Below are 21,347 nucleotides of genomic sequence, written 5' to 3'. Positions count from 1 at the left end.
GGGCCGTCTCGCCTCGGATCGGCATGTTGAGCATACCAGTGGCGTCTTCCGCGGGCCAGCAAGCGTTGTGCCCGCTCTCCCGGCCTCACTGCATCGCCTTGGCGCTGTAGGGCAGCCAGGTGGCGATGCCCGGCACGGCGATGATGAGCAGCACCACGACGATCAGCGCCAGGATGAACGGCGCCGCCGCCTTGCTGCCGCGCAGCAGGTCGGTCTTGGCGATGCCGCAGGTGACGAACAGGCAGGCGCCGACCGGCGGCGTGATCAAGCCGATGGCGAGGCCGATCACGGTGACGACGCCGAACTGGACGGGATCGATGTCGAGCCGCTTCACCAGCGGCCACAGCACCGGCACCAGGATGATGATGTTGGCGGCGAGGTCCAGCAGCATGCCGGCGATGAGATAGACGCACAGGATCAGCAGCAGCACCAGCTGCGGGTTGTTGGTCAGCTCCAGGATGAACTGCGCCGCCGCCTGCGGAATCTGTTCGCGGGTGACGATCAGCCCATACACCGAGGCGGCGGCGATCATCAGCATCACGATGCCTGTCGTGACGGCGCTGTCGAGAATGATGCCCGGCAGGTCGCGCCAGGCGATGGTGCGGTAGACATAGCGCCCGACCAGCATGCCATAGACGACGGCGACCACCGAGGCTTCGGTCGGCGTGGCGATGCCGTAGCGGATCGAGCCGATGATGACGACCGGCATCAGCAGGCCCCACACGCTGGCGCGGGTGGCGCGGGCGATGGAGCCCAGCGTCGGGCGCGGGCCGCGCTGATAGCCCTGCCGCACCGCGATCAGCCAGGCGGTGACCATCAGCGCCACCGTCATCAGAATGCCCGGCACGATGCCGGCGATAAACAGGTCGCTCACCGAGACGCCGGTGACGACGGCGAACACGATCATCGGGATCGAGGGGGGAATGACCACGGAAATGGTCGAGGCCGCCGCCGTCACGGCGGCGGTGAAGGGCGCGCCATAGCCTTTCTTCAGCATGGGAGGGATCAGCGCGCCGCCGGTGGAGGAGGCTTCCGCCACCGCCGAACCCGTCATCCCGCCCATCAGCATGCCGGCGCCGATATTGGCGTGCGCCAGCCCGCCGCGCATCCAGCCGACCAGCGTGTCGGCGAAGTCGATGATGTCGCGGGCAATGCCGCTGCGGGCCATCAGATGCCCGGCGAGCAGGAAGAACGGCACCGCCAGCAGCACGAAGCTGTCCATGGCGGCCGTCATTTTCTGCACCACCAGCGCCAGCGGCAGGCCGCCATAGAGCAGCGCCATCACCGACGCCACGGCGAGGGCGAAGGAAACCGGCATGTTCAGGATGAGCAGCGCGGCAAAGGCGACGAAGAGAACCGTGGCCATGGATCTTACTCCTGGGGAACAGCCGGCGAGGGCGGGCGGGCGCCATAGGCCCAGCCGATCAGGATGTCGCCGATGATGAGGACGCACATGGCCGCATAGCCGGCATAGACGGTGCTCATCGGCACGTCGAGCACGGCGGAGGGCTGGTTGCTGGTGAGGCGGAGGAAGCCGAGGCAGGCGTAAAGCGTCCAGCCGCAATAGACGAGGACCAGCGCCTCGACGATCCGGCCGCAGGCCCGCTCCAGCCCCGGAAGGCGCAGATAGGTCACCGCGTCGAGCGCGATATGCGCCCGCTTGGTCCAGGCGAACCAGGCCGAGAGATAGCCGACCCAGACAAAGAGGTAGCGCGCCAGCTCCTCCGACCATGTCAGCGGATCGTTGAAGACGTAGCGGGAGATCACCTGGCCGAGGCACACGAGCACCATGGCGCTCAGCAGGGCGCAGAGCAGGCCGCGCGCCAGCCATTCTACGGAGGTCCAGAACTTCAAGAGCATGTCACACCTCTCCCGTGGAGGCGGGGGCCTCCGGGCTGCGGCTGCGTTGGCTTGCACACGGGCCGCCCCCCCGCGAGGGAGCGGCAATTTTGGCTGACGAACCGGCCGCAGCTGTGAGGGCTGCGGCAATTTTGGCTTGCGAACCGGCCGCAGCCGTCAGGGCTGCGGCAATCCTGGCTTGTGAACCGGCCGCAGCCGTGAGGGCTGCGGCAATCCTGGCTTACGAACCGGCCGCAGCCGTGAGGGCTGCGGCAATCCTGGCTTACGAACCGGCCGCAGCCGTGAGGGCTGCGGCCGGCGCGCGCGGCTCAGTTCGCGGCGGCCTTGATCTTGGCCACGACAGCGGGATCGATGTTCTTGAACGCCGAGGCGGTGTTGGCCGTGGCTTCCTGGAACGGGGTGATGTCGACCTGCTCGACGATCATGCCCTTGTCGGCCAGCAGCTTCAGCTGCTCGGTTTCCAGCCGGGCCGAAGTCTGGCGCTGGAAGGTCGTCGCCTCGATCAGGGCTTCCTTCAGGATGGTCTGCTGCGCCGGGGTCAGGCGGTCCCACACCTGCTGGCTGAACAGCACGAGGTGCGGGCCATAGACGTGGCGCGTCAGCGTCATGTACTTCTGCACCTCCCACAGCGAGTTGCTGTAGACGATGGTGACCGGGTTCTCCTGCGCGTCGATCACCCCCTGGCTGAGGCTGGTGAACACTTCGCCCCACACCATGGGTATCGGCGAGGCGCCCAGCTCCTTGAAGGCGGCGATGTGCACCGGGTTCTGCATGGTGCGCAGCTTCATGCCCTTGAGGTCGGCCGGCGACTTGACCTCCTTCTTGCTGGTCAGGCTGCGCCAGCCATTCTCCCACCAGGCGAGGCCGACAATGCCGCGGTCCTGGAACTTGGCGAGCAGGTCCTGCCCGACCTCGCCGTCCAGCACCTTGTAGGCATGCTCCGAGCTCTTGAACAGGAAGGGCAGGTCCACCGTGCCGAGCGCGGGCACGAAGGCGACGAGCGGGCCGGTGGAGACCACCGCCATGTCGACCGTGCCCAGCTGCAGGCCCTCGACCATCTCGCGCTCTTCGCCGAGCTGCCGGTCGGGATAGATCTCGATCTTCAGGTCGCCCTTGCTCTTCTCGGCGACGATTTCAGCGAATTTCTGCAGGGCGATATGGGTGGGGTGCGCGGTCTGCGTGCCGTGGCCGGCCTTGATGATGGTGGTGGCGAGCGCCGGCGTGGCGAAGGGCACGGCGGCGAGGCTGAGCGCGGCGGCGGCCGCGAGGGCGATGATCCGGTTCATGGCGTTCCTGTCCCTGTTGGATTTGATGCGTCCGGGGCCGTCGAGGGCCCCGGACGAGCCGGGCGGTTAGGCCCGGTGGCTGCCTCAGGCGGCCTTGGGCGGGTTGCAGATTTCCTCGACCGAGCGCTGCACGGCCTTGGGATCGAAGATGCGCTCCAGCCAGCCCTCGCGGAAAATCTGCGGCCGGGCCTGGTCGATGGCATAAAGCGCGCCGTCGGAGAACTTGCCTTCGGGGAAGATCTCGAAGGCGATCGCCAGCTCGATGGTGAGGTGGCCGAGCAGGAAGTCGGTGGCCGCCTGGCGCGGCACGCCGCGGCGCACCGCCTCCTCGGTGGCTTCGCGCAAGGCGAGGCACAGCGTGGCGCCGATGGTCTCGGCCAGCGCCGGCTCCATGATGGCGATCTGTTCGACCGTGCAGCGATGCGCCCGCATGACGGGCTTGTAGATGGTGCGGGCGATCTGCTCGCATTGGGCATAATGCTCGTCCGGGCCCTGCATCAGCGCGCAGACAATGTGCTGCTTGGCATGCACCCCGCCGAAGAAGTCGCTCTTGGCTTCCGCCGTCACTTCGTCGTTGAAGATCGGCGGGTGGCAGGGATGGGTGACGAAATAGGTGACGTCGTCGCGCTTGGGCAGTTCGCCCGCATGCGGGGCGGCGGCGTCCAGCATGATGATCGCGGTGCCGGGCTTCACCTTCTCGATGAAGGTGTGGGCGATCTTGCCGATCAGCCGGTCCGGCACGGCCATGAGCACAGCATCGGCATCGGCCAGCGCGTTGTCGCCGTCGACGCAGTCGAGCCCGGTCTTTTCCTTCAGGCGGGCACGGCCGGCCTCGGTCGGCTCGACATGCATCACCTCATAGGGCGAGCCCTGGAGATTGGTGGCGAGCCGGACGCCCATCTTTCCGCCGGCGCCCAGCAAGGCGATCTTTTTCATCTGAGGTCCTCTCCCTTGATCAGTGGTTGGTGGCGCCGCCCTTCGCGGCGCTGAAGAAGTCCGGCCGGCCCATCTGGCCGCCCTTGAACGCGATTTCGAGCCCGTCATGGGCGCCTTCGGCATAAGCGCGGCAGAGCGGCGAGCCGGGCGCCAGCGGCGCCAGCGCGGTCACCGCATAGATGCCCAGCGCCATGCCGGCATGGCCTGACGTGTCGCCGCCGGAAATGATGGCGCGCGTCAGCCCCGCCCGGCGCACCACCTCGTCAAGCACGCGCCCCAGCCCGTCGCCGATGCGCGCATTGACGAGCGACGGCGCGACGCCCGCCGCGTCGATCGCCTGCCCCAGCGCCGGCACGGCCGGGTCGTCCGGGCCGCTGGCGGTGAACACCAGCGGGTCCTGCCCGGCCTCCAGCACGTTGAGCGCCGCCGCCGCCCCGCGCGTGACCTCGGCCGCCCACGCGCCCGCCTCCACCGCGCGGGTGGCGTCGAGGCGGACGCCGCCAAAGCCATGGTCCAGCGCGTGGCGGATCTGCGCCGCCGTGATCGGCGAGCAGGAGCCGGAGACCACGGCGATACGTTCCGTGCGGGCGGGGGCCGGCGTCGGCACTTCCGCCGCCAGCAGGCCGGCGCGGCGCCAATAGGCGACCAGCGCATATTCCAGCCCCTGCGAGCCGAGGGCGAACAGCCGCGCGCCGCGATGTTCCCACACCAGCCGTCCGGCTTCGGCCAGCGTCTCGTCGTCGAGCACGTCGAGCGCCAGGAGGCGGGCGCCCGCCGCCCGCTCGGCCGCGAGCTGCTGCTCGGCCCGGCCGGTCTTCATGGCGACGAAATCGACAAGCCCGACCGGCATGTCGGTCTGCCGCGACAGGTGCAGGCGCACATCCGCCTCGTTCATCGGCGTCACCGGATGGCGCGCCATGACCGGGTGGCGGTCGAGCCGGTAGCCGGTGCCGTCAATACAGGCGAACAGGTTGCCGAAGGCCTGGTAGCGGGCAATGGCCGGCGCGCCGACAATAAGCGGATGCCAGGCCCCGCCAAGAAGGCGCTCGCCGATTTCGGCGGCGCGGCCGATCGAGCCGACATGCGGGGCGGAATCGAAGGTGGAGCAGACCTTGTAGTGGTTGATCGGCGCCTTCAGCCGGGCGAGCTGTTCAAAGATCGGCGGCAGCTGCGCGTCCATCCATTCCGGCGGCTGCGAGCGGGCGACGCCAGCAATGCCGATGGCGCGCATGTCATTGAATCGGGCGAGCTGCGCTGATGTCGGCGGGCCGAGGAACAGCACGGTCGGCAGGCCGGCAAAGCTCAGCACCTCCATCACCGCCGACGAGCCGGTGTAGTCGTCACCATAGAAGGCAATGAGCGGGCCGCCCGGCAACCGCGGGGCGGAAGCGCGCGGGGAGGGGCTCATGCCGCGTAGGTCTCCAGCGCGCGGGCGAGCGCGGAATGGTCGCGGGCATAGTCGGCCAGCGGCACATCGGTGATCGCCGCTTCCCAGGCCTGCCGCAGCGAGGCGACACCGGCGGCCGGGCCGTCCGGGTGGGCCATGATGCCGCCGCCGGCGGCGAAGATCAGGTCCGCCGTGCCGAGCGCGGCATAGGTGCCGGGCGCCTGCTTGGCCGACTGGCCGGAGGAGAACACCGGCATGGCGATGCAGGGCTTGTCGTCGAACAGCGGCGTGAGGCATTCGCGGGCGGAGGCGATCACGCTGTCATCGGCCTCGGAGAACTTGTTGGAGAGGCCGTTGACATGCATGTGGTCGGCACCGGCCAGCCGCCAGATCTTCTGCCAGGCGACATAGGACCAGCCGAGCATCGGCGCGCGCGAGAGATAGCCCCAGCCATTGCGGTGGGCGTGCAGCGGCAGCTGCGTGAAGCGGCCCAGCTCGATCATGCCGACAAGGCCGACCGAGTTGAGGCTGGCCATGACGCAGGTGCCGCCCAGCTCCTGCACGAGATCGTGGCGGCGGCGCATCTGGTCGATTTCGCCGGTGATGTTGAAGGCGAACATCACCTTCTTGCCGGTGCGGTCGGCATGGTCGTTGATGACGCGCATCACCGCGCGGGCGCGGTCCTCGAACGGGCATTGCGGCCCGTCGGACTGCAGCTCGTCATCCTTGATGAAGTCGATCCCCGCTTCGGCGAGCAGCTTCACCAGCTCCGCCGTCTCAGTCGGCCCGAAGCCGACGCTGGGCTTGACGATGGTGCCGATGATCGGACGGCCCTCGATGCCGGCGAGGCGGCGGGTGCCTTCAATGCCGAATTTCGGCCCGCCATAGGCCTGCGCGAACGCCTGCGGCAGGCGGATGTCGAGAAGGCGCAGGCCGGAGAACTGCTTCAGCTCGAACAGATTGCCGGCGACGGTCGCGAGCAGATTGGGCAGTGAGGGGCCGAGATTGTCCAGCGGCCAGGAAAGGGTGACGCGGGCGCGCTGGATTACCCCGCCCTGGGGATGGCCGGCGCCGGGGAGGGAGGGCTCGTCGACCGTTCCCAGCAGCTCCAGCGCCTCGATACGGGCGGCGGAGCGCTCCTTCAGTTCCGGCGTCTCGCCGGGAATGGCGACAAAGGTGCCGCTCGACTGCTCGCCCGCCATCGCCTCGGCGGCGCGGCGCGGATCATAGGCGGTCTCGATCAGATAGTCGGCTTCAATGCGGTGGGGCGCGGGCATGCGGCACTCCTGGCTCGGCACGCAAAGCCGCTCCGCCGCGCGTTTCCGCGCCGCCGCCTCAGCCTTCCATGCGTTTCCTCTTACGGTGAGTCTGCGCTCACTCATATCTTGAGGTAGTGATTATACCAGTTGACCCATCGAGACAAGCCGCCGCGCGCGCCGTTCCCGCAGTTCTCAGGCCGCAATAAGCGGGTTTACGAGGCGGGCCCGGCTGCGGGGCGGCGGCAGCCGGGGGAAGTGGCGGCCGGGCGGGCGGTTCGGCTGTACCGCCCCATCGCGCTCTGCCCCCGGCGCCGCCCGGTCGCGCGCAAAGAAAACATTTCCCCCGCCGCCCGGCTGCGGTATATCTCATCACGTAATACGTCGATCCGTCCCGACATATTGATACAAAGGTGATCCCATGCGCCGCTCGCTTCTCCTGATCGCCGCCGTCCTGCTGGTCCTGGCGCCGGGCGCCCGCGCCGACGACCTCACCGGCGCCGGCTCCACCTTCGCCTACCCGATCATCTGGAAATGGTCGGAGGCCTTCCGCGCCGCCACCGGCACCGACGTGGCCTACCAGTCGGTCGGCTCTTCCGCCGGCGTGAACCGCATCCGCGCGAAAACGGTGGATTTCGGTGCCTCCGACAAGCCGCTGAAGCCCGAGGATCTCGATCGCCTCGGCCTCGGCCAGTTTCCCATCGTGTTCGGCGGCGTCGTTCCGGTGGTGAACCTCGCCGGCGTGGCGCCGGGCACGATGCGCTTCACCGGCGCGGTGCTGGCGGACATCTATATGGGCAAGATCACCCGCTGGTCCGATCCCGCGCTGAAGGCGCTGAACCCGGACCTCGACCTGCCGGACACGCTGATCGCCGTCATCCACCGCTCGGACGGCTCGGGCACCACCTTCAACTGGGTGTCCTATCTCGCCAAGGCCAGCGCGGACTGGAAGCGCGAACTGGGCGAGGGCAGTTCCGTCGCCTGGCCGGTCGGCAGCGGCGCACGCGGCAATGAGGGCGTCGCGCTGGAGGTGAAGCGCACGCCCAACGCCATCGGCTATGTCGAGTTCACCTATGTGACGCAGGCCGGCCTCACCTATGGCCTGGTGCAGAACCGCGCCGGCCGCTTCATCGCCCCGAGCGCGGCCTCGTTCCAGGCGGCGGCGCTGGGGGTGGACTGGGCGCAGACCCGCGATTTCTACGCCACCATCAATGATTCCGCCGTTCCCGAGGCCTACCCGATCGCCGCCACCACCTTTGTCCTGCTGTACAAGGCGCCGGCGGATGGCGCGGCCAACCGGACGGCGCTGGACTTCTTCGACTTTGCGCTCGGCGAGGGCAGCGACTATGCCTCACAGCTCGGCTATGTCCCGCTGCCGGCGCCGCTGGTGCAGCAGGTGCGGACCTATTGGGCGGCGACGTTCAAGAGCGGAAGCGGAGCGGCGAACAGGAGGGCGGCGATGCAGGGTCAGGCGAATCTCGGGCAGGCGATTCTCGGGCAGGCTGGCGGTGTGCGGCGTCTTCTGTCGGATGACGCGGTGGCGATGTTCGATGCCCTCGCCCAGCCGACCCGCTTCGATGCCTTCCGCCTGCTGCTGCGCTACGCCCCCTTCGGGCTGAACGCCGGCGATGTCGCCCGGCTGCTGGCGGTGCCGCACAACACCATGTCGACCCATCTGGCGCATCTGGAACGGGCGGGCCTGGTCGCCTCGCGCCGCGAGGGCCGCTCGATCATCTACACCGCCACGGCGGGGAAGGCGGCAGAGGTGATGGAACTGCTGCTGGGCGAACTGCCGGCGCTGGCCGATGCCGGCGCCGCCTTTCCGCGCCTGCGGCCGGGCGAGGCGGCGGAGCGCCGCTATAATGTGCTGCTCGTCTGCTCGCATAATTCCGCCCGCTCGATCATGGCCGAGGCGGTGCTGAACCGCGAGGGCGGCGGGCGTTTCCACGCTTTCTCCGCCGGCAGCGTGCCGCGCGGCGCGCCGCACAAGCTGGCGCTCGAACTGCTGCGCAACCTCGGCTACACCACCGACGATCTGCGCTCCAAGAGCTGGGACGAGTTCGCCGGCCGCGCCGCCGAGCCGATGGATTTCGTCATCACCGTCTGCGATGCCGCCGCCGGCGAGAGCTGCCCGGTTTTCCCCGGCCACCCGCTGAGCGCGCATTGGGGTCTTGCCGATCCCGCCGCCGGCGCCGGCACCGAGGCGGAGCTGCGGGCGGCGTTTGTCCGCAGCTACCGGCAGATCGCCGCGCGCATGTCCGCCTTCGTCAACCTGCCGCTGGAATCGCTCGACCTTGCCAGCCTCAAGGCCCGGCTCGGCGCCATCGCCATCATGGACGGCGCCACCGAGATGACGCTCGCCGCCCGCGCCGCCGCTTAACCCTTGCCCTTGGCCGGCTCCGGCGTCACCGGCAGCACATAGATCTCCATCAGCGCCACCAGCGGTGGCAGCAGGAAGCACCACATGCCGGCCAGCAGATAGAGCAGCGCCGCCATGGCGCAGCCGGCGGCGAAGCTGGCGAGGAACACGCCGAAGCGCCGCAGCCGCTCGCGCACCTGTCCCGGCTCCGCGCCGGGATGCGGCTTCCACACATGGGTGAGGTCGAGCAGCAGCTGGGTGATGGTGCCCGTCATCACGGTGGAGGGTGGCGCGTCGGTGAGATGGGTGCGGTGCAGCGCGTTCTGCAGCGCCATGGCGCTCACCAGCGTCATGCCCATCATAATGGCGTTGGGCGTATCGGCCGCCAGCGGCGCACCGAACTGGATCGCCACCAGCGCGGCATGGGCGAGCAGGATCAGCTTGGCCGCCATCAGGATGCGGAAATCGTCGTAGCCGCGCGTCACCAGCCAGCGGCTGACCAGCCGCGCGGCGACGACGACGAAGCAGAACACCGGCACCGCGATGATCTTGGAGAGCGAGGGCATGTGGCCCTCGGCGATGGCGGCGGCGAAGGTGACGAGATTGCCGGTGACATGGGCGGTGAACAGGCCGTGCAGCGTCACGAAGCCGGCCGTGTCGACAAAGCCGGCATTGAAGCAGAGCAGGCCGGGCAGAACATATTTCATCGGGAAACCCCGCCGGAAGGAACGCACCCGGCAGGGCATAATCCAATACCCCGGCGAGGCAAGCCTCGGCCCGGCGAGGCACGCCGGCGCGGCGTCCTCCCGCACGCCCGCGCGGGGCAGGGAAGGGTAAGCCCGGTTCAATGCGCGGCCAGCAGCACCGCCTCGCCGAGGTCCAGCATCAGCGCGATCGGCGCCCCCACCGGGTGCGCGGAGACGATATCGGCGCCGGTCACGCGGGTCTCGATCAGGCCGAGCCCGTCCACCTCCACCCGGGTGATGGTGTGCGAGCCCTGGTAGATATGCGCCGCCACCACGCCGCTCACGGTGTTGGGGCCGGCCTCGTCAGGCAGGGCCGGGCGCACATGTTCAGGGCGCAGGAAGGCCCGCACCGCGCTGCCATGGATCAGGCCGCTGTCCCGCGCCGGTGCCGCCAGCCGGCCGACACCCGGCAGCACCAGCGCGGCCTCGTTCCCCGTGCGCTCATAGCGCGCCACGGGGAGGGCGTTGATCTCGCCGATGAAGGAGGCGACGAAGCCGTTCGCCGGGGTGCGGTAGAGCTCGATCGGGCTGGCCACCTGCTGCACCTCGCCCCGGTTCATCACCACGATGCGGTCGGAAAGGCTCAGCGCCTCGCCCTGGTCATGAGTGACGAAGATGGTGGTGAGCCCGGTCTTGCGGTGCAGCTCGGACAGTTCGACCTGCATCTGCGCCCGCAGATTCTTGTCGAGCGCCGAGAGCGGCTCGTCGAGCAGCAGCACCTTGGGGCGGATCACCACGGCGCGCGCCAGCGCCACCCGCTGCTGCTGGCCGCCGGAAAGCTGGCTCACCCGCCGCTCGGCGAAACCGTCCAGCTTCATCATCTCGATCGCCCGGCGCACCTCGGCCGCGATCTCCGCCTTGGGCAATTTGCGCATGCGCAGGCCGAAGGCGATGTTGTCGAACACATTCATATGCGGGAACAGCGCATAGGACTGGAACACCATGCCGATGTCGCGCCGGTAGGGCTCCACATCGGTGATGTCGACGCCGTCCACCACGATCTTGCCGGCGGTGGGAGTGAGGAAGCCGGCGATCATGCCGAGCAAAGTCGACTTGCCGCAGCCGGAAGGGCCGAGCAGGGTGAGGAACTCGCCCTGGCCGATCTTCAGCGACACATCGGCGACGCCGACCGCGCTGCCGAATTCCTTGCGGACGCGGACAAGCTCGACGGCGGCGGGGGCTTGGCTGGTGGCGGTCATAGGCGTCGGCTCTCCGGCAGTGCGGTCAGTGCGTGCAGTCAGTGGGTGTCGATCGCCAGCACCCGGCGCAGGCCGAAGGCCCGGTCGGCGATGAACATGATGAGGGTGGTGGTGATGATCAGCATCGCCGACACCGCCGACACGGTCGGGTCGGCATATTCGCGGATGTAGTTGTACATCGCGACCGGCAGGGTCTGGGTCCGGCTCCCCGTGACATAGAGCGAGGCCGTGAACTCGGTGAGCGAGAGCACGGCGGCGATCAGCCAGCCGCCCGCCATGCCCGGCAGCACCAGCGGCAATTCGATCCGGGTGAGCACATGGAAGGGCGAGGCGCCGAGATTGGCGGCGGCGCGGGCGAGGTTGGGGTCGATGGTGGCGAGGCTGACATAGACCGCGCGGGTGACGAACGGCATCACCAGCACCATGTGCGCCAGCACGATCATCCCATAGCCCTGCTGCAGCTTGAACGCCCCGCCGAGCAGCAGGAAGCCGAAGCCGAGGGTGAAATGCGGGATGATGAGCGGCGACCACAGCACCGCCTCCAGCACGCCGCGCCCGCGAAAGCTGTAGCGATAGACCAGCCAGGCGAAGGCCGAGCCGACGATCAGCGCCAGCGTCGAGGCGAGTGAGGTGACGATCAACCCGTTCTTGAACGCGCGCTGGAAGTCCGGGTAGGTCAGCGCCTTCTCGTACCACTGGAACGACACGCCCTCGGGCGGGAAGGCGAGGATCTCGGTCGGGTTCACCGAGGTCATCAGCACCACCAGGGTCGGCAGCGTCATATAGGTGAGGATGGCGACGACGAGGCTCCAGAAGCCGAGGGAGCGCAGGCGGGCAAAGGTCATGGCGTTCTCCCTCAGCGCACCGCCAGCCGCTTTTCCAAGCGGCCGGTCAGCGCTTTCATCAGCACGAGGCTGCCGAGCGCGGCGATCAGCGCGATCAGGCTCAGCGTCGCGGCGAAGGGCAGGTTCAGCACCGAGAAGCCCTGGAGATAGACGAGGTTGGAGATCATCAGCACCTTGCCGCCGCCGATCAGCTGCGGGGTGGAAAAGGCGCTCATCGTCCAGGCGAACACCACGACGATGCCCGACAGCATGCCCGGCAAGGTGAGCGGCAGGGTGATGCGCCAGAACACCGCGCCGGGGCTGGCGCCGAGATTGGCGGCGGCCTTCTCGCAGTCGCGGTCGACATGGCTGATCGCGGTGGCGAGCAGGATGATCATGACCGGCATGGAGAACTGCACCAGCGCCACCACGACGCCGAGCCGCGTGTACATGATCAGCAGCGGCAGATCGATCAGCGAGAGCTTGCGCAGCAGCGAGTTGATGAAGCCGTCCGAGCCCAGCATCAGCATCCAGGAAAAGGTCCGCACGATCTCGCCGGTGAACAGCGGGGTGATCGAGAGCGAGACCAGCAGCGAGCGCACCCAGTCGCGCTTCGCCCGCACCAGCGCGAAGGCGACGGGATAGCTCAGCAGCAGCGAGAAGATCGCGGTGAGCAGGCTGATGTAGAAGGTGTCCAGCAGTACCCACCAGTAGATCGGCCGGTTGATGCGGGTGAAATTCTCCAGCGTGAAGCCGCCGACATTCAGCGAGCCGGGCACGAATTCCCGCACGCTGTACTGCAGCACCTCGAACAGCGCCGCCGCCAATATCACCGCCGTCACGACGGCAGGGGCGAGAAAGGTGAGGAAGAAGGGGCGGCGCTGGATCATGGGGGCCCGAACGATTGAAGGCAGAGGTGGCGGTGTCGTGCGTGCTTCGAGACGCGGGGCGGCGCCCCGCTCCTCAGCATGACGAGGGTGCGGGGGCCGCGAGAGCGACGAAGGCCGTTCAGCCCCCGTCATCAGGGCCCCGACATGAGGCCCACATCATCCCGAGGTGCCCGGCGCAGCCGGGCTTTGAGGGACGCAGGCCCGGCCCGCCCCACCAGATGGCGTCATCCCGGACGGCCGGAGGCCGATCCGGGATCGCAGCGACGTCCGGGGCCGCCCGGCTTTGAGGGCGATCCCGGCTCTTCGGCTACACCTCCGGCCGGGATGACGCTGTGGGGGCATCGCCTATCGGGTCGCCCCACCCCTCAATGCATCATGTTCTCGGTGAACCACGCCTTCCACTGCGGCAGCAGAGTGGCGTAGGTCTTGTCCTCAAGCACGATGGTGCCCTTCTCGATCGCCTCCTGGCTGGTGAAGATGCCGGGCAGGCTGGCGATGGCGGGGTCGAGCTTGGCCTCGGCGGTCATCGGCGAGCATTTGTGGAAATTGCACAGCTGCGCCAGCATGGCCGGCTCCAGCGCGATGTTGAGGAACTGCAGCGCCAGTTCCTTCTTCTTCGAGCCGGCATTGATGCCCCACACATCGGTGCCGGCGACCGCGCCTTCCTTCGGCACGTCGATCTCCACCGGCATGCCGAGCTTTTCGAGATGGTAGCCATTGATGTTCAGCAGCACCTGCACCGGGGTTTCGCCGGTGCGCATCAGGTTCTGGCTGGTGGCGTCCGACTGGTAGAACGCCTTGATGTTCTTCTTCAGCTCGATGAGCTTGGGCTTCACCTTGTCCCATTCTTCCGGCTTCACGCCGGCGAGGCGGGTGGCGGCGATGATGATGTGGCTGGGGTCGAAATCGGGCAGGCCGAGCTTGCCGGCGACCTCAGGGCTCCACAGATCTTCCCAGCTCGAAATCTTGAAGCCCTTCGGCATCAGGTCGGTGCGGAAGGCAGGGGTGTAGACATAGACATAGTCCGCCACCGTATAGTCCGAGCGCTTGGCCATCGGGTAGAGCTTGGCGGCGTTCGGGATCTTCGACCAGTCGAGCTTTTCCATCAGCCCGTCGGAATAATAGAGATAGCCGACATGGGCGGTGGTGTTGATCAGGTCGGATTCCGGGTTGTCGCGCGCCACCTTCGCCTTGGCGAGCCGGTCCAGCGTGCCGCCGGTGATGTACTCCACCTCGACGCCGGTACGCTTGGTGAATTCCTTGCCGACGATCTCGACGCCGGCCTTCCAATTGCCGCCCCAGGTGCTGATGACCAGCTTTTCCTGCGCCGAAGCGGGAAGGGCGGCGCCGGCGGCCATGACGGCCAGGGCACCCAGTGCAATGCACAGCTTCTTCATGTTCCACCTCTGTGATTGGGGCGGCGGACCGCCCGATAGTCTGGCCGCGCGCCTTCAGGCGGGCGCGCTTTGCGCAGGTCGTGCCGTCGCGCCCTCGGGCGCGAAGGGCGTGTTCAGTAGCCGCGGCCGGGATCGACCTCGTGCAGCGGCGGCAACCCGGCCCGCACGCGGCGGATGCTCTCGGCGACATCCCGCGCCGCCAGGGCCGGCACGGTGATGCTGGCCATGTGCGGGGTGATCAGAACGTTATCGAGGCTCCACAGCGGGTGGCCCTGCGGCAGCGGCTCGGTGTCGAACACGTCGAGCGTGGCCTCGCCCACCTGCCCCGAGCGCAGCGCCGCGATCAGCGCGGCTTCAACCACCACCGCGCCGCGCGAGGCGTTGATGAATTTCGCGCCCGTCGGCATCAGGGCGAATTCGGCCTCCCCCAGCAGGCCGCGCGAAGAGGGGGTGAGGGGCAGCAGGCTGACGATGATCTCGTTCTCAGCCAGCACACGTTCCAGCCCCGCGCGCCCGGTATGGGAGGCGACGCCGGCAATGTCCTTGGGCGAGCGCGACCAGCCGCTCACCGTGAAGCCCATCGTCGCCAGCATGCGCGCCGCCGGCCCGCCAAGCTCGCCGAGGCCCAGCACCGCCACCTTGATCTGCGACAGCGCGCGCGGGTGCACATAGTCCCATGCGCCGCGCGCCTTGGCGCGCTCGAACACCGGGATGTCGCGGGCATAGCGGGTGACGGCGAAGACGATATAGCTCGTCATCATCGCCACCATGCCGGGGTCGGACAGGCGGGAGAACTTCACCGGCACCAGATCGTCGCGCCGCACCAGCGCATCGACGCCGGCACCGAGATTGGTGACGAGCTGGAGGTTGGGAAAGCGGGCGAAAAAGCCCTGCGGCGGCAGCCAGGCCAGCGCATAGCGGATGTCAGCCGGATCGCCGATCTCGGGGTCGACGCGGAAGTCGAGATCCGGCAATTCGGCGGCCAATGCGTCGCGCCAGGCGCGCGCATCGTCCACCGGGCTGGTGAACACCAGTGCATCGCGGCTCATAGGCGCGCCTGACGCAACGTCGCGACGCCATGGCCACGCGCGGCCGGCCCATGCCGCCGGGCATGTTCCCGCTTCATCAATCCCGTCTCCGAAGGCTTTGTTATTTTTCCTGTCAGGAAATGGTGCGCTGCGGAGATTGGATCGGAAAATACTTTTACCCGTTACATAACATAGGCAGTTCTTATGCAGCGTCGCCGCGCGCGCCGGTCGGGGTGAGAAAGGCGACGAGCGCCTCGCCGGTGGGGTCGCAGCTGATCCGCAGCGTCTGCGCGTCGCCGGCCAGCAGCGTCTCGCCGGGGCGCACCAGCGCCGAACCCGCCGCATCGCCGACCTGCCAGGTGCCCGTCACCGCGTGCAGCACCACCAGCCCGCCTTCGGGCGCGGCGAGCAGCGGGCCGTGGCCGGCGGCGGCGGGCATCACCTGCGCGTGCCAGCGCCCGCGCCGGGTCATCACATTGATCACCTCGGCCGGCCCCTCGGTCAGCACCGAGCGCGGCTGCAGCACGCTGTCGAAATAGAGCGGTTCGAGCCGCGCCAGCGGCCGCGTCTCCTGCGCGAAGGCGAGGCTGAGCGGCGCCCGGCTCAGCCTGGTGATGTGGCGGTCAATGCCGGGGAAGGAGGAGAAGGGGCCTTCCTCGACAATGGGCGCCAGGCTGATGCGGATGTCGAAATCCTCATGCGTGGCGCCGTCGGGCAGCAGCAGCACATCCTGCGTGACGCCGCCGCCATTCTTCCACGGCACGCGCTTGTAGTCCGACGGCCCGATCACCCGCAACGCGCTCATTGCCCCTCGCCCCTGCTCATCCTGTCCCGGTCTAGAGAGCCGCCGGCCCTTGAGGCAATCGCTGCGGGAAACAGTTTGCGGATGCACTGGATAGGCGCGGCCTATCGCTAGCGCACCGTCGCGCGCGGCGAGAGCGTGCCGGGCTCGAAAATGCCGCCGGGCGCGAAGGCCGCCTTGAGGTGGCGGGCGAACACTTCCACCGCCGGGCGCGGCGCCTGCCGGCGCAGGCGCAGGCTCACCAGCCGCACGGGCGGCAGCGTGTCGGTCAGCGGCACCGAGGCGACGCGCCCGCCATCATGGGTGATCTGGGTGCGCGGCAGCACGTTCTGGATCGTGTAGCCGCGCCCATGGCCGACCAGGCCGCGCGTCAGCTCATAGGCCCGCGAGCGGAAGGCGATCTGCGGTTCCACCCCGACCGAGCGGAACAGCCCCATGAAATAGTCGCGCGAATGCGGCAGGTCGAGCAGGATGAACGGCTCGTCGCGCAGATCCGCGAGGCTGATCCGCTCGCGCTGCGCCAGCGGGTGGTCCGGGTGCAGCACCGCATAGGGCGGCAATTCGGCCAGCGGCTCGGCCATCACTTCCTCCGGCCGGGCGAATTCATAGGACAGCGCCATCTCGGTGCGGCCAGACACCACCGCGTCGAGAATCTGCTGCTGGTCGCCCTCGTCGAGGCTCACCGTGATGCCGGGATGCGAGCCGGCGAAGGCCGAGAGCAGGCCAGGCATGAAATGGGTGGCGATGGTCCAGAAGCAGCCGACCGCGATCTCGCCGCGCACCTCGTCGGCCATGGCGCGGGCGTTCTGGCCGAAATCGCGGGCATGGTTCAGCAGCAGGCGCGCCTCATTGACGATGCGGGTGCCGGCGATGGTGGTCGTCACGCCTTTTGCATGGTGCCGCACGAAGACCTGCACGCCGTACTCCGCCTCGAACTGGGCGATGGCCGCCGAGATCGAGGGCTGCGAGACGTTCAGATGCCGCGCCGCCTCGGTCAGATTGCCGAAATCGGCGGTGGCCACGACGTAGCGCAGGGCGCGCAGCGAGATGTTCATCAGGATTTTCTATGTCGAGGAATGAATCAAAATATTTTACCGATCTATCGGCCCAACGCAATATTTCCTGACAGGAAAAGGATGCTTCAATGATCCGCACAGGGCAGGACTATCGGCAGGGGCTTCAGGACGGTCGCGAAGTCTGGATGGACGGCGAGCGGGTGAAGGATGTCACCACCCACCCCGCCTTCAAGCCGATCGTCGACGTGCGCGCGCGCATGTACGACATGGCGCATGAGGCGACCTATCAGGACCGCCTCACCTATGTCGAAGAGAACAAGCGCAACACCATCTTCTACAAGCCGCCGCGCGAGACCAAGGACTGGAACGACAAGGTCGAGGCCGTCGATCTCGTCATGAAGGACATTGGCGGCGTCGTCACCCGCGTCGGCGACGAGACCATCGGCGAAGTCTGGTCGCTGATCGACGGGCGCGACGTGCTGGCCGAATATGACCCGCGCTTTGCCGACAATGTCGACAAGCATGTGCAGAACATCTTCGACAACGACATCTTCCACATCTCGGCCAACACCGATCCCAAGGGCGACCGCTCCCTGCCGCCGCAGGAGCAGGACCCCGACATGATGGTGCACGTGGTCAAGGAGACCGATGCCGGCATCGTCATTCGCGGCGCGAAGTACGAGACCGCCGCCGCCTATGCCGACCAGGCCTTCCTCAAGCCCACCGTCGGCGCCTGGACCAATGAGACGCTGTCCGACTATGCCGTGGGTGGCATCATCTCGATGAGCGCGCCGGGGGTGAAGCAGATCTGCCGCTCCTCCTTCGCCGGCCGCACCGACCCGCAGGACTACCCGCTGGCCAACAAGTTCGACGAGGTCGAATCCCTCGTCATCTTCGACAATGTGCTGATCCCGTGGGAGAACGTGTTCTTCTACCGCCACACCAAGGCGGCGCAGTACATCCGCGCCACGCTGCACCGTTACTCGGCGTTTCCTTACGTCCACCGCCTGCTCTATGTCGCCGACATGATGATCGGAGCGGCGATGTGGAACGCCAAGCAGACCGGCCTCGACAAGCTGCAGTCGGTGCGGGAGAAGCTGGCCGATCTGGTGGTCTATCGCGAGGGCATCAACGCCCATCTCACCGCCTCGATCGCGCTGGCGGAGAAGAGCCCGGGCGGGCTGCTGATGCCCAACCAGTCGATGCTCTATGCCGGCCGCGTGCATGGCTGCGCCAACCTGCCGGCGATGATGCACATTGCCCGCGAATTGTGCGGCGGGCAGATCTGCGTCACCCCGAACGCCGCCGCCTTCCACAATGCCGGCTCGGGCGACTGGCTGAAGAAGTTCTACACGCTGAACAAGCAGTGGGAATCGGAAGACCGCCGCAAGCTGCTGGCCTTCGCCCGCGACCTCCTGAACTCCGACTATGCCGGCCACCGGCTCACCTTCGTGCAGTTCGCGCAGGCGCCGCACTTCAATCATCTGAACGCCGTCTACAACGCCTTCGACTTCTCCGGCCCGCTCGATTTCGTCCGCAAGGCGGCCGGGCTGTCGGACAAGGTGGTGGGCAAAGTCACTGGCACCAACTAGGGACCCCCGCCTATGCACGCCATCGACCCCGCCGCCTTCCGCCACGCCATGGGCCGCACCGCGGCCGGCGTGACCGTGGTGACGAGCGACGGGGCGCATGGCCGTGTCGGCGTCACCGTATCCAGCCTGTCCTCGCTGTCGTTGGAGCCGCCCTCGCTGCTGTTCTGCCTGCACCGCGACAGCCGCTGCCTGCCGGTGCTGCTCGCCAATGGCGTGTTCGCGGCGAACATCTTGGCGCAGGGCCAGCAGCGCGTGGCGGATAGCTTCGCCGGGCTGGTGCCGGAACTGCGCGAGGACCGCTTCGGCGCCGGGCAATGGGACGGCCTCACCACCGGCGCGCCGCTGCTGCAGGGGGCCTTGTGTCGCTTTGACTGCCGTCTGGCTGAGGTGTTCGACTACGGCACCCACCGCATCATCACCGGCGACGTGGTGGCGATCGAAACCCATGCCGAACACCCGCTGGTCTATTCCAACCGCAGCTACCGCCGGCTCGAAGTGGCGTGAGCGCCGTCCCCTGTCTCTTCATTCTCCAGCAAAGAGCCCCTTCATGCCGACGCACACGCGCATCCGCCCCTTCAACACCAAGGAAACCTACCCCGAGCAGAAGCTGAACAACGACCTCTCGCAGGGCGTGGTGGCGCGCGGGACCATGGTGTTCCTGCGCGGGCAGGTGTCGCAGGACCTCGACACGCGTGAGAGCCTCCATGTCGGCGATGCCGGCGCGCAGACCGCCAAGGCGATGGCCAATATCAAGATGCTGCTGGAAGAAGCGGGCAGCGAGATGAGCCATATCTGCCGCATCGTCGTCTACCTCACCGATATCCGCTACCGCGAGGCGGTGTATCAGGAAATGGGCAAGTGGCTGGCCGGCGTGTTCCCCTGTTCCACCGGCCTTGTGGTGCCCGCTCTGGCGCGGCCGGAATGGGTGGTGGAAATCGAGATCACCGCTGTCATTCCCGATCCCGCGTGAGGGCGCGGGCATGACCTTCTCCATTTCCGCCCGCTGCCCGCGCACCGGCCAGTTCGGCATCGCGGTGTCCTCCTCCTCGCCCTGCGTGGCGGCGCGCTGCGCCCATGCCCGCGCCGGGGTGGGGGCGGTGGCGACGCAGAACATCACCGACCCCACCCTGGGGCCCAAGGGGCTGGATTTGATGGCGTCCGGCCTGTCGGCGCCGGAAGCGCTGGCCCGGCTGCGGGCCGAAGGTTCGCATATCGACTATCGCCAGGTCGCGCTGGTCGATGCGCAGGGCCGCACCGCCGGCTTCTCCGGCGCCAGGACGCTCGGCACCCATCACATCGCCGAAGGCGAGGGCGTGGTGGCGGCCGGCAACCTCCTCTCCTCGCCGCATGTGCCGCAGGCCATGATCGAGGCCTTCGCGGACGCGCATGGACCCCTCGGCGATCGCCTGATCGCTGCCATGAACGCCGCGCTGCTGGCCGGCGGCGAGGAGGGCCCGGTGCATTCGGTCGGCATGCTCATCGTCGACAAGGTGGCGTGGCCGGTGGCCGATCTGCGCGTCGACTGGCATGAGAGCGACCCGATCGGCGCGCTGGCCGCTCTGTGGGAGCTGTGGAAGCCGCAGATGGAGGCCTATGTCACCCGCGCCCTCGACCCCTCCACCGCGCCGTCCTATGGCGTGCCGGGGGATGAGTGAGCGCGCCTCGAAGCACGCATCCCTCTCCGCCTGCCCCCTCCCGCCAGCCCCGCGAGGCCCCATGTCCGTCACCCGCCCGGCCCTGAAGCTCACCCATGAGGGGGCGCTGAAAATGCTTGCCGCCGCCGTCGCCAAGGCGAGCGCGATGGGGGTGCCTCAGAACATCAACATCGTTGATGAGGGCGGCAATCTCCTCGCCTTCGTGCGGATGGACGGCGCCAAGCTGCTCTCGCGCGAGACCTCGCTGTCGAAGGCGATCACCGCCGCCTCGCACCGCCAGCCGAGCTCCCGGCTGAACCCGGCCGACGAGATCAAGCTCTCGCTCGCCGCCGGCCAGCGGCTGACCAATCTGGAAGGCGGCCTGCCGATCATCATCGACGGCGTCTGCGTCGGCGGCATCGGGGTGGGCTCGGGCAAGGGGGCGGAGGATGTCGAAGTGGCGCGCGCCGCGCTGGCCGCCATCGGGGCGGAGGACCAGATCCCGTGAAGCTGCTGCACGCCCCCACATCGCCTTTTGTGCGCAAGGTCATGGTCGTCGCGCGGGAGACCGGCCTCACGGAGCGGATCGAGATCGTCTTCAACGCCGCCAGCCCGCTCGAGCGCGACCCGGCGCTGACGGCGCTGAACCCGCTCGGCAAGATCCCGGCGCTGCTGCTGGATGACGGCACCGCGCTCTATGACAGCGCCGTCATCTGCGAATATCTCGCCGACCTCGCCGGCGACACCGCGCTCTTCCCCACCGGCCCGGCGCGCTGGCCGGCGCTGACCCTGCAGGCGCTTGGCGACGGCCTCCTCGATGCCGCCGTCGGCCTGCGCTATGAGAGCGTGATGCGCCCGGAGCCGCTGCGCTGGCCGGACTGGTCACAGGGGCAGATGGCCAAGATCGCGGGCGGGCTCGATGTGATCGAGCAGGCTGCACACACTGGCCTCATTGCACCGACACTCCACCACATCGGCCTGATTACGCTTGGCTGCGCGCTCGGCTATCTCGACTTCCGCTATGCGGATTTGCAATGGCGGCAGGGCCGGCCGGCGGCGGCGGCATGGTTCGCCGCCTTCGATGCGCGCCCTTCCATGGCCGCCACCCGCCCGCATGAGCGCGTTGCCTGACCCG

At 68.1% G+C, this 21,347-nt stretch carries 21 protein-coding genes and 1 pseudogene; 8 read left to right on the top strand and 14 right to left on the bottom strand.

Annotated elements, in window-relative coordinates:
- Positions 1-85: 85 nt before the first annotated feature.
- From J2S76_RS09980 to J2S76_RS09955, 6 genes are all read right to left on the bottom strand, one after another.
- Complete coding sequence (locus J2S76_RS09980) at positions 86-1,366, bottom strand: TRAP transporter large permease (RefSeq protein ID WP_307059997.1); 1,281 nt, start codon at positions 1,364-1,366, stop codon at positions 86-88.
- 5 nt (positions 1,367-1,371) lie between these two features.
- Positions 1,372-1,860 (bottom strand): TRAP transporter small permease, encoded by a 489-nt coding sequence (locus J2S76_RS09975; RefSeq protein WP_307059995.1) that lies wholly within the window; start codon positions 1,858-1,860, stop codon positions 1,372-1,374.
- Positions 1,861-2,168: 308 nt separating this feature from the next.
- Positions 2,169-3,146, bottom strand: a complete 978-nt coding sequence (locus J2S76_RS09970; RefSeq protein ID WP_307059993.1) for a TRAP transporter substrate-binding protein — start codon at positions 3,144-3,146, stop codon at positions 2,169-2,171.
- Between the two features lie 84 nt (positions 3,147-3,230).
- Positions 3,231-4,082 (bottom strand): phosphogluconate dehydrogenase C-terminal domain-containing protein, encoded by an 852-nt coding sequence (locus J2S76_RS09965; RefSeq protein ID WP_307059991.1) that lies wholly within the window; start codon positions 4,080-4,082, stop codon positions 3,231-3,233.
- A gap of 19 nt (positions 4,083-4,101) precedes the next feature.
- On the bottom strand, positions 4,102-5,490 hold the full coding sequence (locus tag J2S76_RS09960) for a four-carbon acid sugar kinase family protein (RefSeq protein WP_307059989.1): 1,389 nt from the start codon (positions 5,488-5,490) through the stop codon (positions 4,102-4,104).
- Positions 5,487-6,746 (bottom strand): ribulose-bisphosphate carboxylase large subunit family protein, encoded by a 1,260-nt coding sequence (locus J2S76_RS09955; RefSeq protein ID WP_307059987.1) that lies wholly within the window; start codon positions 6,744-6,746, stop codon positions 5,487-5,489. Before J2S76_RS09955 ends, J2S76_RS09960 begins: the two co-directional genes overlap by 4 nt.
- Positions 6,747-7,146: 400 nt before the next feature.
- On the opposite strand from J2S76_RS09955, the pseudogene pstS reads away from it, so the two are divergent.
- A pseudogene (gene pstS / locus J2S76_RS09950) lies at positions 7,147-8,160 on the top strand (phosphate ABC transporter substrate-binding protein PstS); the annotation flags it as partial.
- A gap of 24 nt (positions 8,161-8,184) precedes the next feature.
- Positions 8,185-9,105 carry a metalloregulator ArsR/SmtB family transcription factor gene (locus J2S76_RS09945; RefSeq protein ID WP_307060219.1) on the top strand — a complete coding sequence of 307 codons (921 nt, stop codon included), beginning with the start codon at positions 8,185-8,187 and terminating at the stop codon, positions 9,103-9,105.
- Here J2S76_RS09945 and J2S76_RS09940 read toward each other — a convergent pair.
- From J2S76_RS09940 to J2S76_RS09905, 8 genes are all read right to left on the bottom strand, one after another.
- A complete protein-coding gene (locus J2S76_RS09940) occupies positions 9,102-9,791 on the bottom strand; it encodes a YoaK family protein (RefSeq protein WP_307059985.1) in 690 nt (229 codons plus the stop codon). The genes J2S76_RS09945 and J2S76_RS09940 overlap by 4 nt on opposite strands.
- 137 nt (positions 9,792-9,928) lie before the next feature.
- Complete coding sequence (locus J2S76_RS09935) at positions 9,929-11,029, bottom strand: ABC transporter ATP-binding protein (protein ID WP_307059978.1); 1,101 nt, start codon at positions 11,027-11,029, stop codon at positions 9,929-9,931.
- Between the two features lie 38 nt (positions 11,030-11,067).
- Positions 11,068-11,874 carry an ABC transporter permease gene (locus J2S76_RS09930; protein WP_307059976.1) on the bottom strand — a complete coding sequence of 269 codons (807 nt, stop codon included), beginning with the start codon at positions 11,872-11,874 and terminating at the stop codon, positions 11,068-11,070.
- Between the two features lie 11 nt (positions 11,875-11,885).
- A complete protein-coding gene (locus tag J2S76_RS09925; RefSeq protein ID WP_307059974.1) occupies positions 11,886-12,743 on the bottom strand; it encodes an ABC transporter permease in 858 nt (285 codons plus the stop codon).
- Positions 12,744-13,108: 365 nt separating this feature from the next.
- A complete protein-coding gene (locus J2S76_RS09920) occupies positions 13,109-14,140 on the bottom strand; it encodes an ABC transporter substrate-binding protein (protein WP_307059973.1) in 1,032 nt (343 codons plus the stop codon).
- Between the two features lie 113 nt (positions 14,141-14,253).
- Positions 14,254-15,189 (bottom strand): 2-hydroxyacid dehydrogenase, encoded by a 936-nt coding sequence (locus tag J2S76_RS09915; protein WP_307059971.1) that lies wholly within the window; start codon positions 15,187-15,189, stop codon positions 14,254-14,256.
- 181 nt (positions 15,190-15,370) lie between these two features.
- Positions 15,371-15,973 carry a HutD/Ves family protein gene (locus J2S76_RS09910; RefSeq protein WP_307059969.1) on the bottom strand — a complete coding sequence of 201 codons (603 nt, stop codon included), beginning with the start codon at positions 15,971-15,973 and terminating at the stop codon, positions 15,371-15,373.
- A 107-nt stretch (positions 15,974-16,080) separates the two neighbouring features.
- Positions 16,081-17,025 (bottom strand): LysR family transcriptional regulator, encoded by a 945-nt coding sequence (locus J2S76_RS09905; protein WP_307059968.1) that lies wholly within the window; start codon positions 17,023-17,025, stop codon positions 16,081-16,083.
- 89 nt (positions 17,026-17,114) lie between these two features.
- Here J2S76_RS09905 and J2S76_RS09900 point away from each other — a divergent pair, with 89 nt between their 5' ends.
- The 6 genes from J2S76_RS09900 (at position 17,115) to J2S76_RS09875 (ending at position 21,343) form a co-directional block, all read left to right on the top strand.
- On the top strand, positions 17,115-18,578 hold the full coding sequence (locus J2S76_RS09900) for a 4-hydroxyphenylacetate 3-hydroxylase family protein (RefSeq protein ID WP_307059965.1): 1,464 nt from the start codon (positions 17,115-17,117) through the stop codon (positions 18,576-18,578).
- Between the two features lie 12 nt (positions 18,579-18,590).
- Positions 18,591-19,082 carry a flavin reductase gene (locus J2S76_RS09895; protein WP_307059964.1) on the top strand — a complete coding sequence of 164 codons (492 nt, stop codon included), beginning with the start codon at positions 18,591-18,593 and terminating at the stop codon, positions 19,080-19,082.
- A gap of 43 nt (positions 19,083-19,125) precedes the next feature.
- Positions 19,126-19,548 carry a RidA family protein gene (locus J2S76_RS09890; RefSeq protein WP_018389501.1) on the top strand — a complete coding sequence of 141 codons (423 nt, stop codon included), beginning with the start codon at positions 19,126-19,128 and terminating at the stop codon, positions 19,546-19,548.
- 10 nt (positions 19,549-19,558) lie between these two features.
- The gene (locus tag J2S76_RS09885) at positions 19,559-20,233 is read left to right on the top strand and encodes a DUF1028 domain-containing protein (protein ID WP_307059962.1); all 675 of its coding nucleotides are present in this window, start codon (positions 19,559-19,561) and stop codon (positions 20,231-20,233) included.
- A gap of 61 nt (positions 20,234-20,294) precedes the next feature.
- Positions 20,295-20,720: a GlcG/HbpS family heme-binding protein gene (locus J2S76_RS09880; RefSeq protein WP_307059960.1), complete on the top strand. Its 426-nt coding sequence runs from the start codon at positions 20,295-20,297 to the stop codon at positions 20,718-20,720.
- Entirely contained in the window at positions 20,717-21,343 is a 627-nt protein-coding gene (locus tag J2S76_RS09875; RefSeq protein WP_307059958.1) for a glutathione S-transferase N-terminal domain-containing protein, read from the top strand. The genes J2S76_RS09880 and J2S76_RS09875 overlap by 4 nt, the downstream gene beginning before the upstream one ends.
- Positions 21,344-21,347: the final 4 nt, after the last annotated feature.

The organism is Ancylobacter vacuolatus (genome assembly GCF_030813595.1).
Taxonomy (GTDB): Bacteria; Pseudomonadota; Alphaproteobacteria; order Rhizobiales; family Xanthobacteraceae; genus Ancylobacter; species Ancylobacter vacuolatus.
Note: the sequence above shows the minus strand (reverse complement) of the source record. Positions and strands in the feature narration are given on the sequence as shown.

What these genes read in the sequence shown, in the direction of transcription:
- J2S76_RS09885 (WP_307059962.1), top strand. Translation starts at nt 19,559, where the DNA reads ATGACCTTCTCCATTTCCGCCCGCTGCCCGCGCACCGGCCAGTTCGGC.
- J2S76_RS09905 (WP_307059968.1), bottom strand. Translation starts at nt 17,025, where the DNA reads ATGAACATCTCGCTGCGCGCCCTGCGCTACGTCGTGGCCACCGCCGAT.
- J2S76_RS09910 (WP_307059969.1), bottom strand. Translation starts at nt 15,973, where the DNA reads ATGAGCGCGTTGCGGGTGATCGGGCCGTCGGACTACAAGCGCGTGCCG.
- J2S76_RS09965 (WP_307059991.1), bottom strand. Translation starts at nt 4,082, where the DNA reads ATGAAAAAGATCGCCTTGCTGGGCGCCGGCGGAAAGATGGGCGTCCGG.
- J2S76_RS09980 (WP_307059997.1), bottom strand. Translation starts at nt 1,366, where the DNA reads ATGGCCACGGTTCTCTTCGTCGCCTTTGCCGCGCTGCTCATCCTGAAC.
- J2S76_RS09975 (WP_307059995.1), bottom strand. Translation starts at nt 1,860, where the DNA reads ATGCTCTTGAAGTTCTGGACCTCCGTAGAATGGCTGGCGCGCGGCCTG.
- J2S76_RS09920 (WP_307059973.1), bottom strand. Translation starts at nt 14,140, where the DNA reads ATGAAGAAGCTGTGCATTGCACTGGGTGCCCTGGCCGTCATGGCCGCC.
- J2S76_RS09940 (WP_307059985.1), bottom strand. Translation starts at nt 9,791, where the DNA reads ATGAAATATGTTCTGCCCGGCCTGCTCTGCTTCAATGCCGGCTTTGTC.
- J2S76_RS09945 (WP_307060219.1), top strand. Translation starts at nt 8,185, where the DNA reads ATGCAGGGTCAGGCGAATCTCGGGCAGGCGATTCTCGGGCAGGCTGGC.
- J2S76_RS09955 (WP_307059987.1), bottom strand. Translation starts at nt 6,746, where the DNA reads ATGCCCGCGCCCCACCGCATTGAAGCCGACTATCTGATCGAGACCGCC.
- J2S76_RS09960 (WP_307059989.1), bottom strand. Translation starts at nt 5,490, where the DNA reads ATGAGCCCCTCCCCGCGCGCTTCCGCCCCGCGGTTGCCGGGCGGCCCG.
- J2S76_RS09915 (WP_307059971.1), bottom strand. Translation starts at nt 15,189, where the DNA reads ATGAGCCGCGATGCACTGGTGTTCACCAGCCCGGTGGACGATGCGCGC.
- J2S76_RS09930 (WP_307059976.1), bottom strand. Translation starts at nt 11,874, where the DNA reads ATGACCTTTGCCCGCCTGCGCTCCCTCGGCTTCTGGAGCCTCGTCGTC.
- J2S76_RS09880 (WP_307059960.1), top strand. Translation starts at nt 20,295, where the DNA reads ATGTCCGTCACCCGCCCGGCCCTGAAGCTCACCCATGAGGGGGCGCTG.
- J2S76_RS09900 (WP_307059965.1), top strand. Translation starts at nt 17,115, where the DNA reads ATGATCCGCACAGGGCAGGACTATCGGCAGGGGCTTCAGGACGGTCGC.
- J2S76_RS09890 (WP_018389501.1), top strand. Translation starts at nt 19,126, where the DNA reads ATGCCGACGCACACGCGCATCCGCCCCTTCAACACCAAGGAAACCTAC.
- J2S76_RS09925 (WP_307059974.1), bottom strand. Translation starts at nt 12,743, where the DNA reads ATGATCCAGCGCCGCCCCTTCTTCCTCACCTTTCTCGCCCCTGCCGTC.
- J2S76_RS09935 (WP_307059978.1), bottom strand. Translation starts at nt 11,029, where the DNA reads ATGACCGCCACCAGCCAAGCCCCCGCCGCCGTCGAGCTTGTCCGCGTC.
- J2S76_RS09970 (WP_307059993.1), bottom strand. Translation starts at nt 3,146, where the DNA reads ATGAACCGGATCATCGCCCTCGCGGCCGCCGCCGCGCTCAGCCTCGCC.
- J2S76_RS09895 (WP_307059964.1), top strand. Translation starts at nt 18,591, where the DNA reads ATGCACGCCATCGACCCCGCCGCCTTCCGCCACGCCATGGGCCGCACC.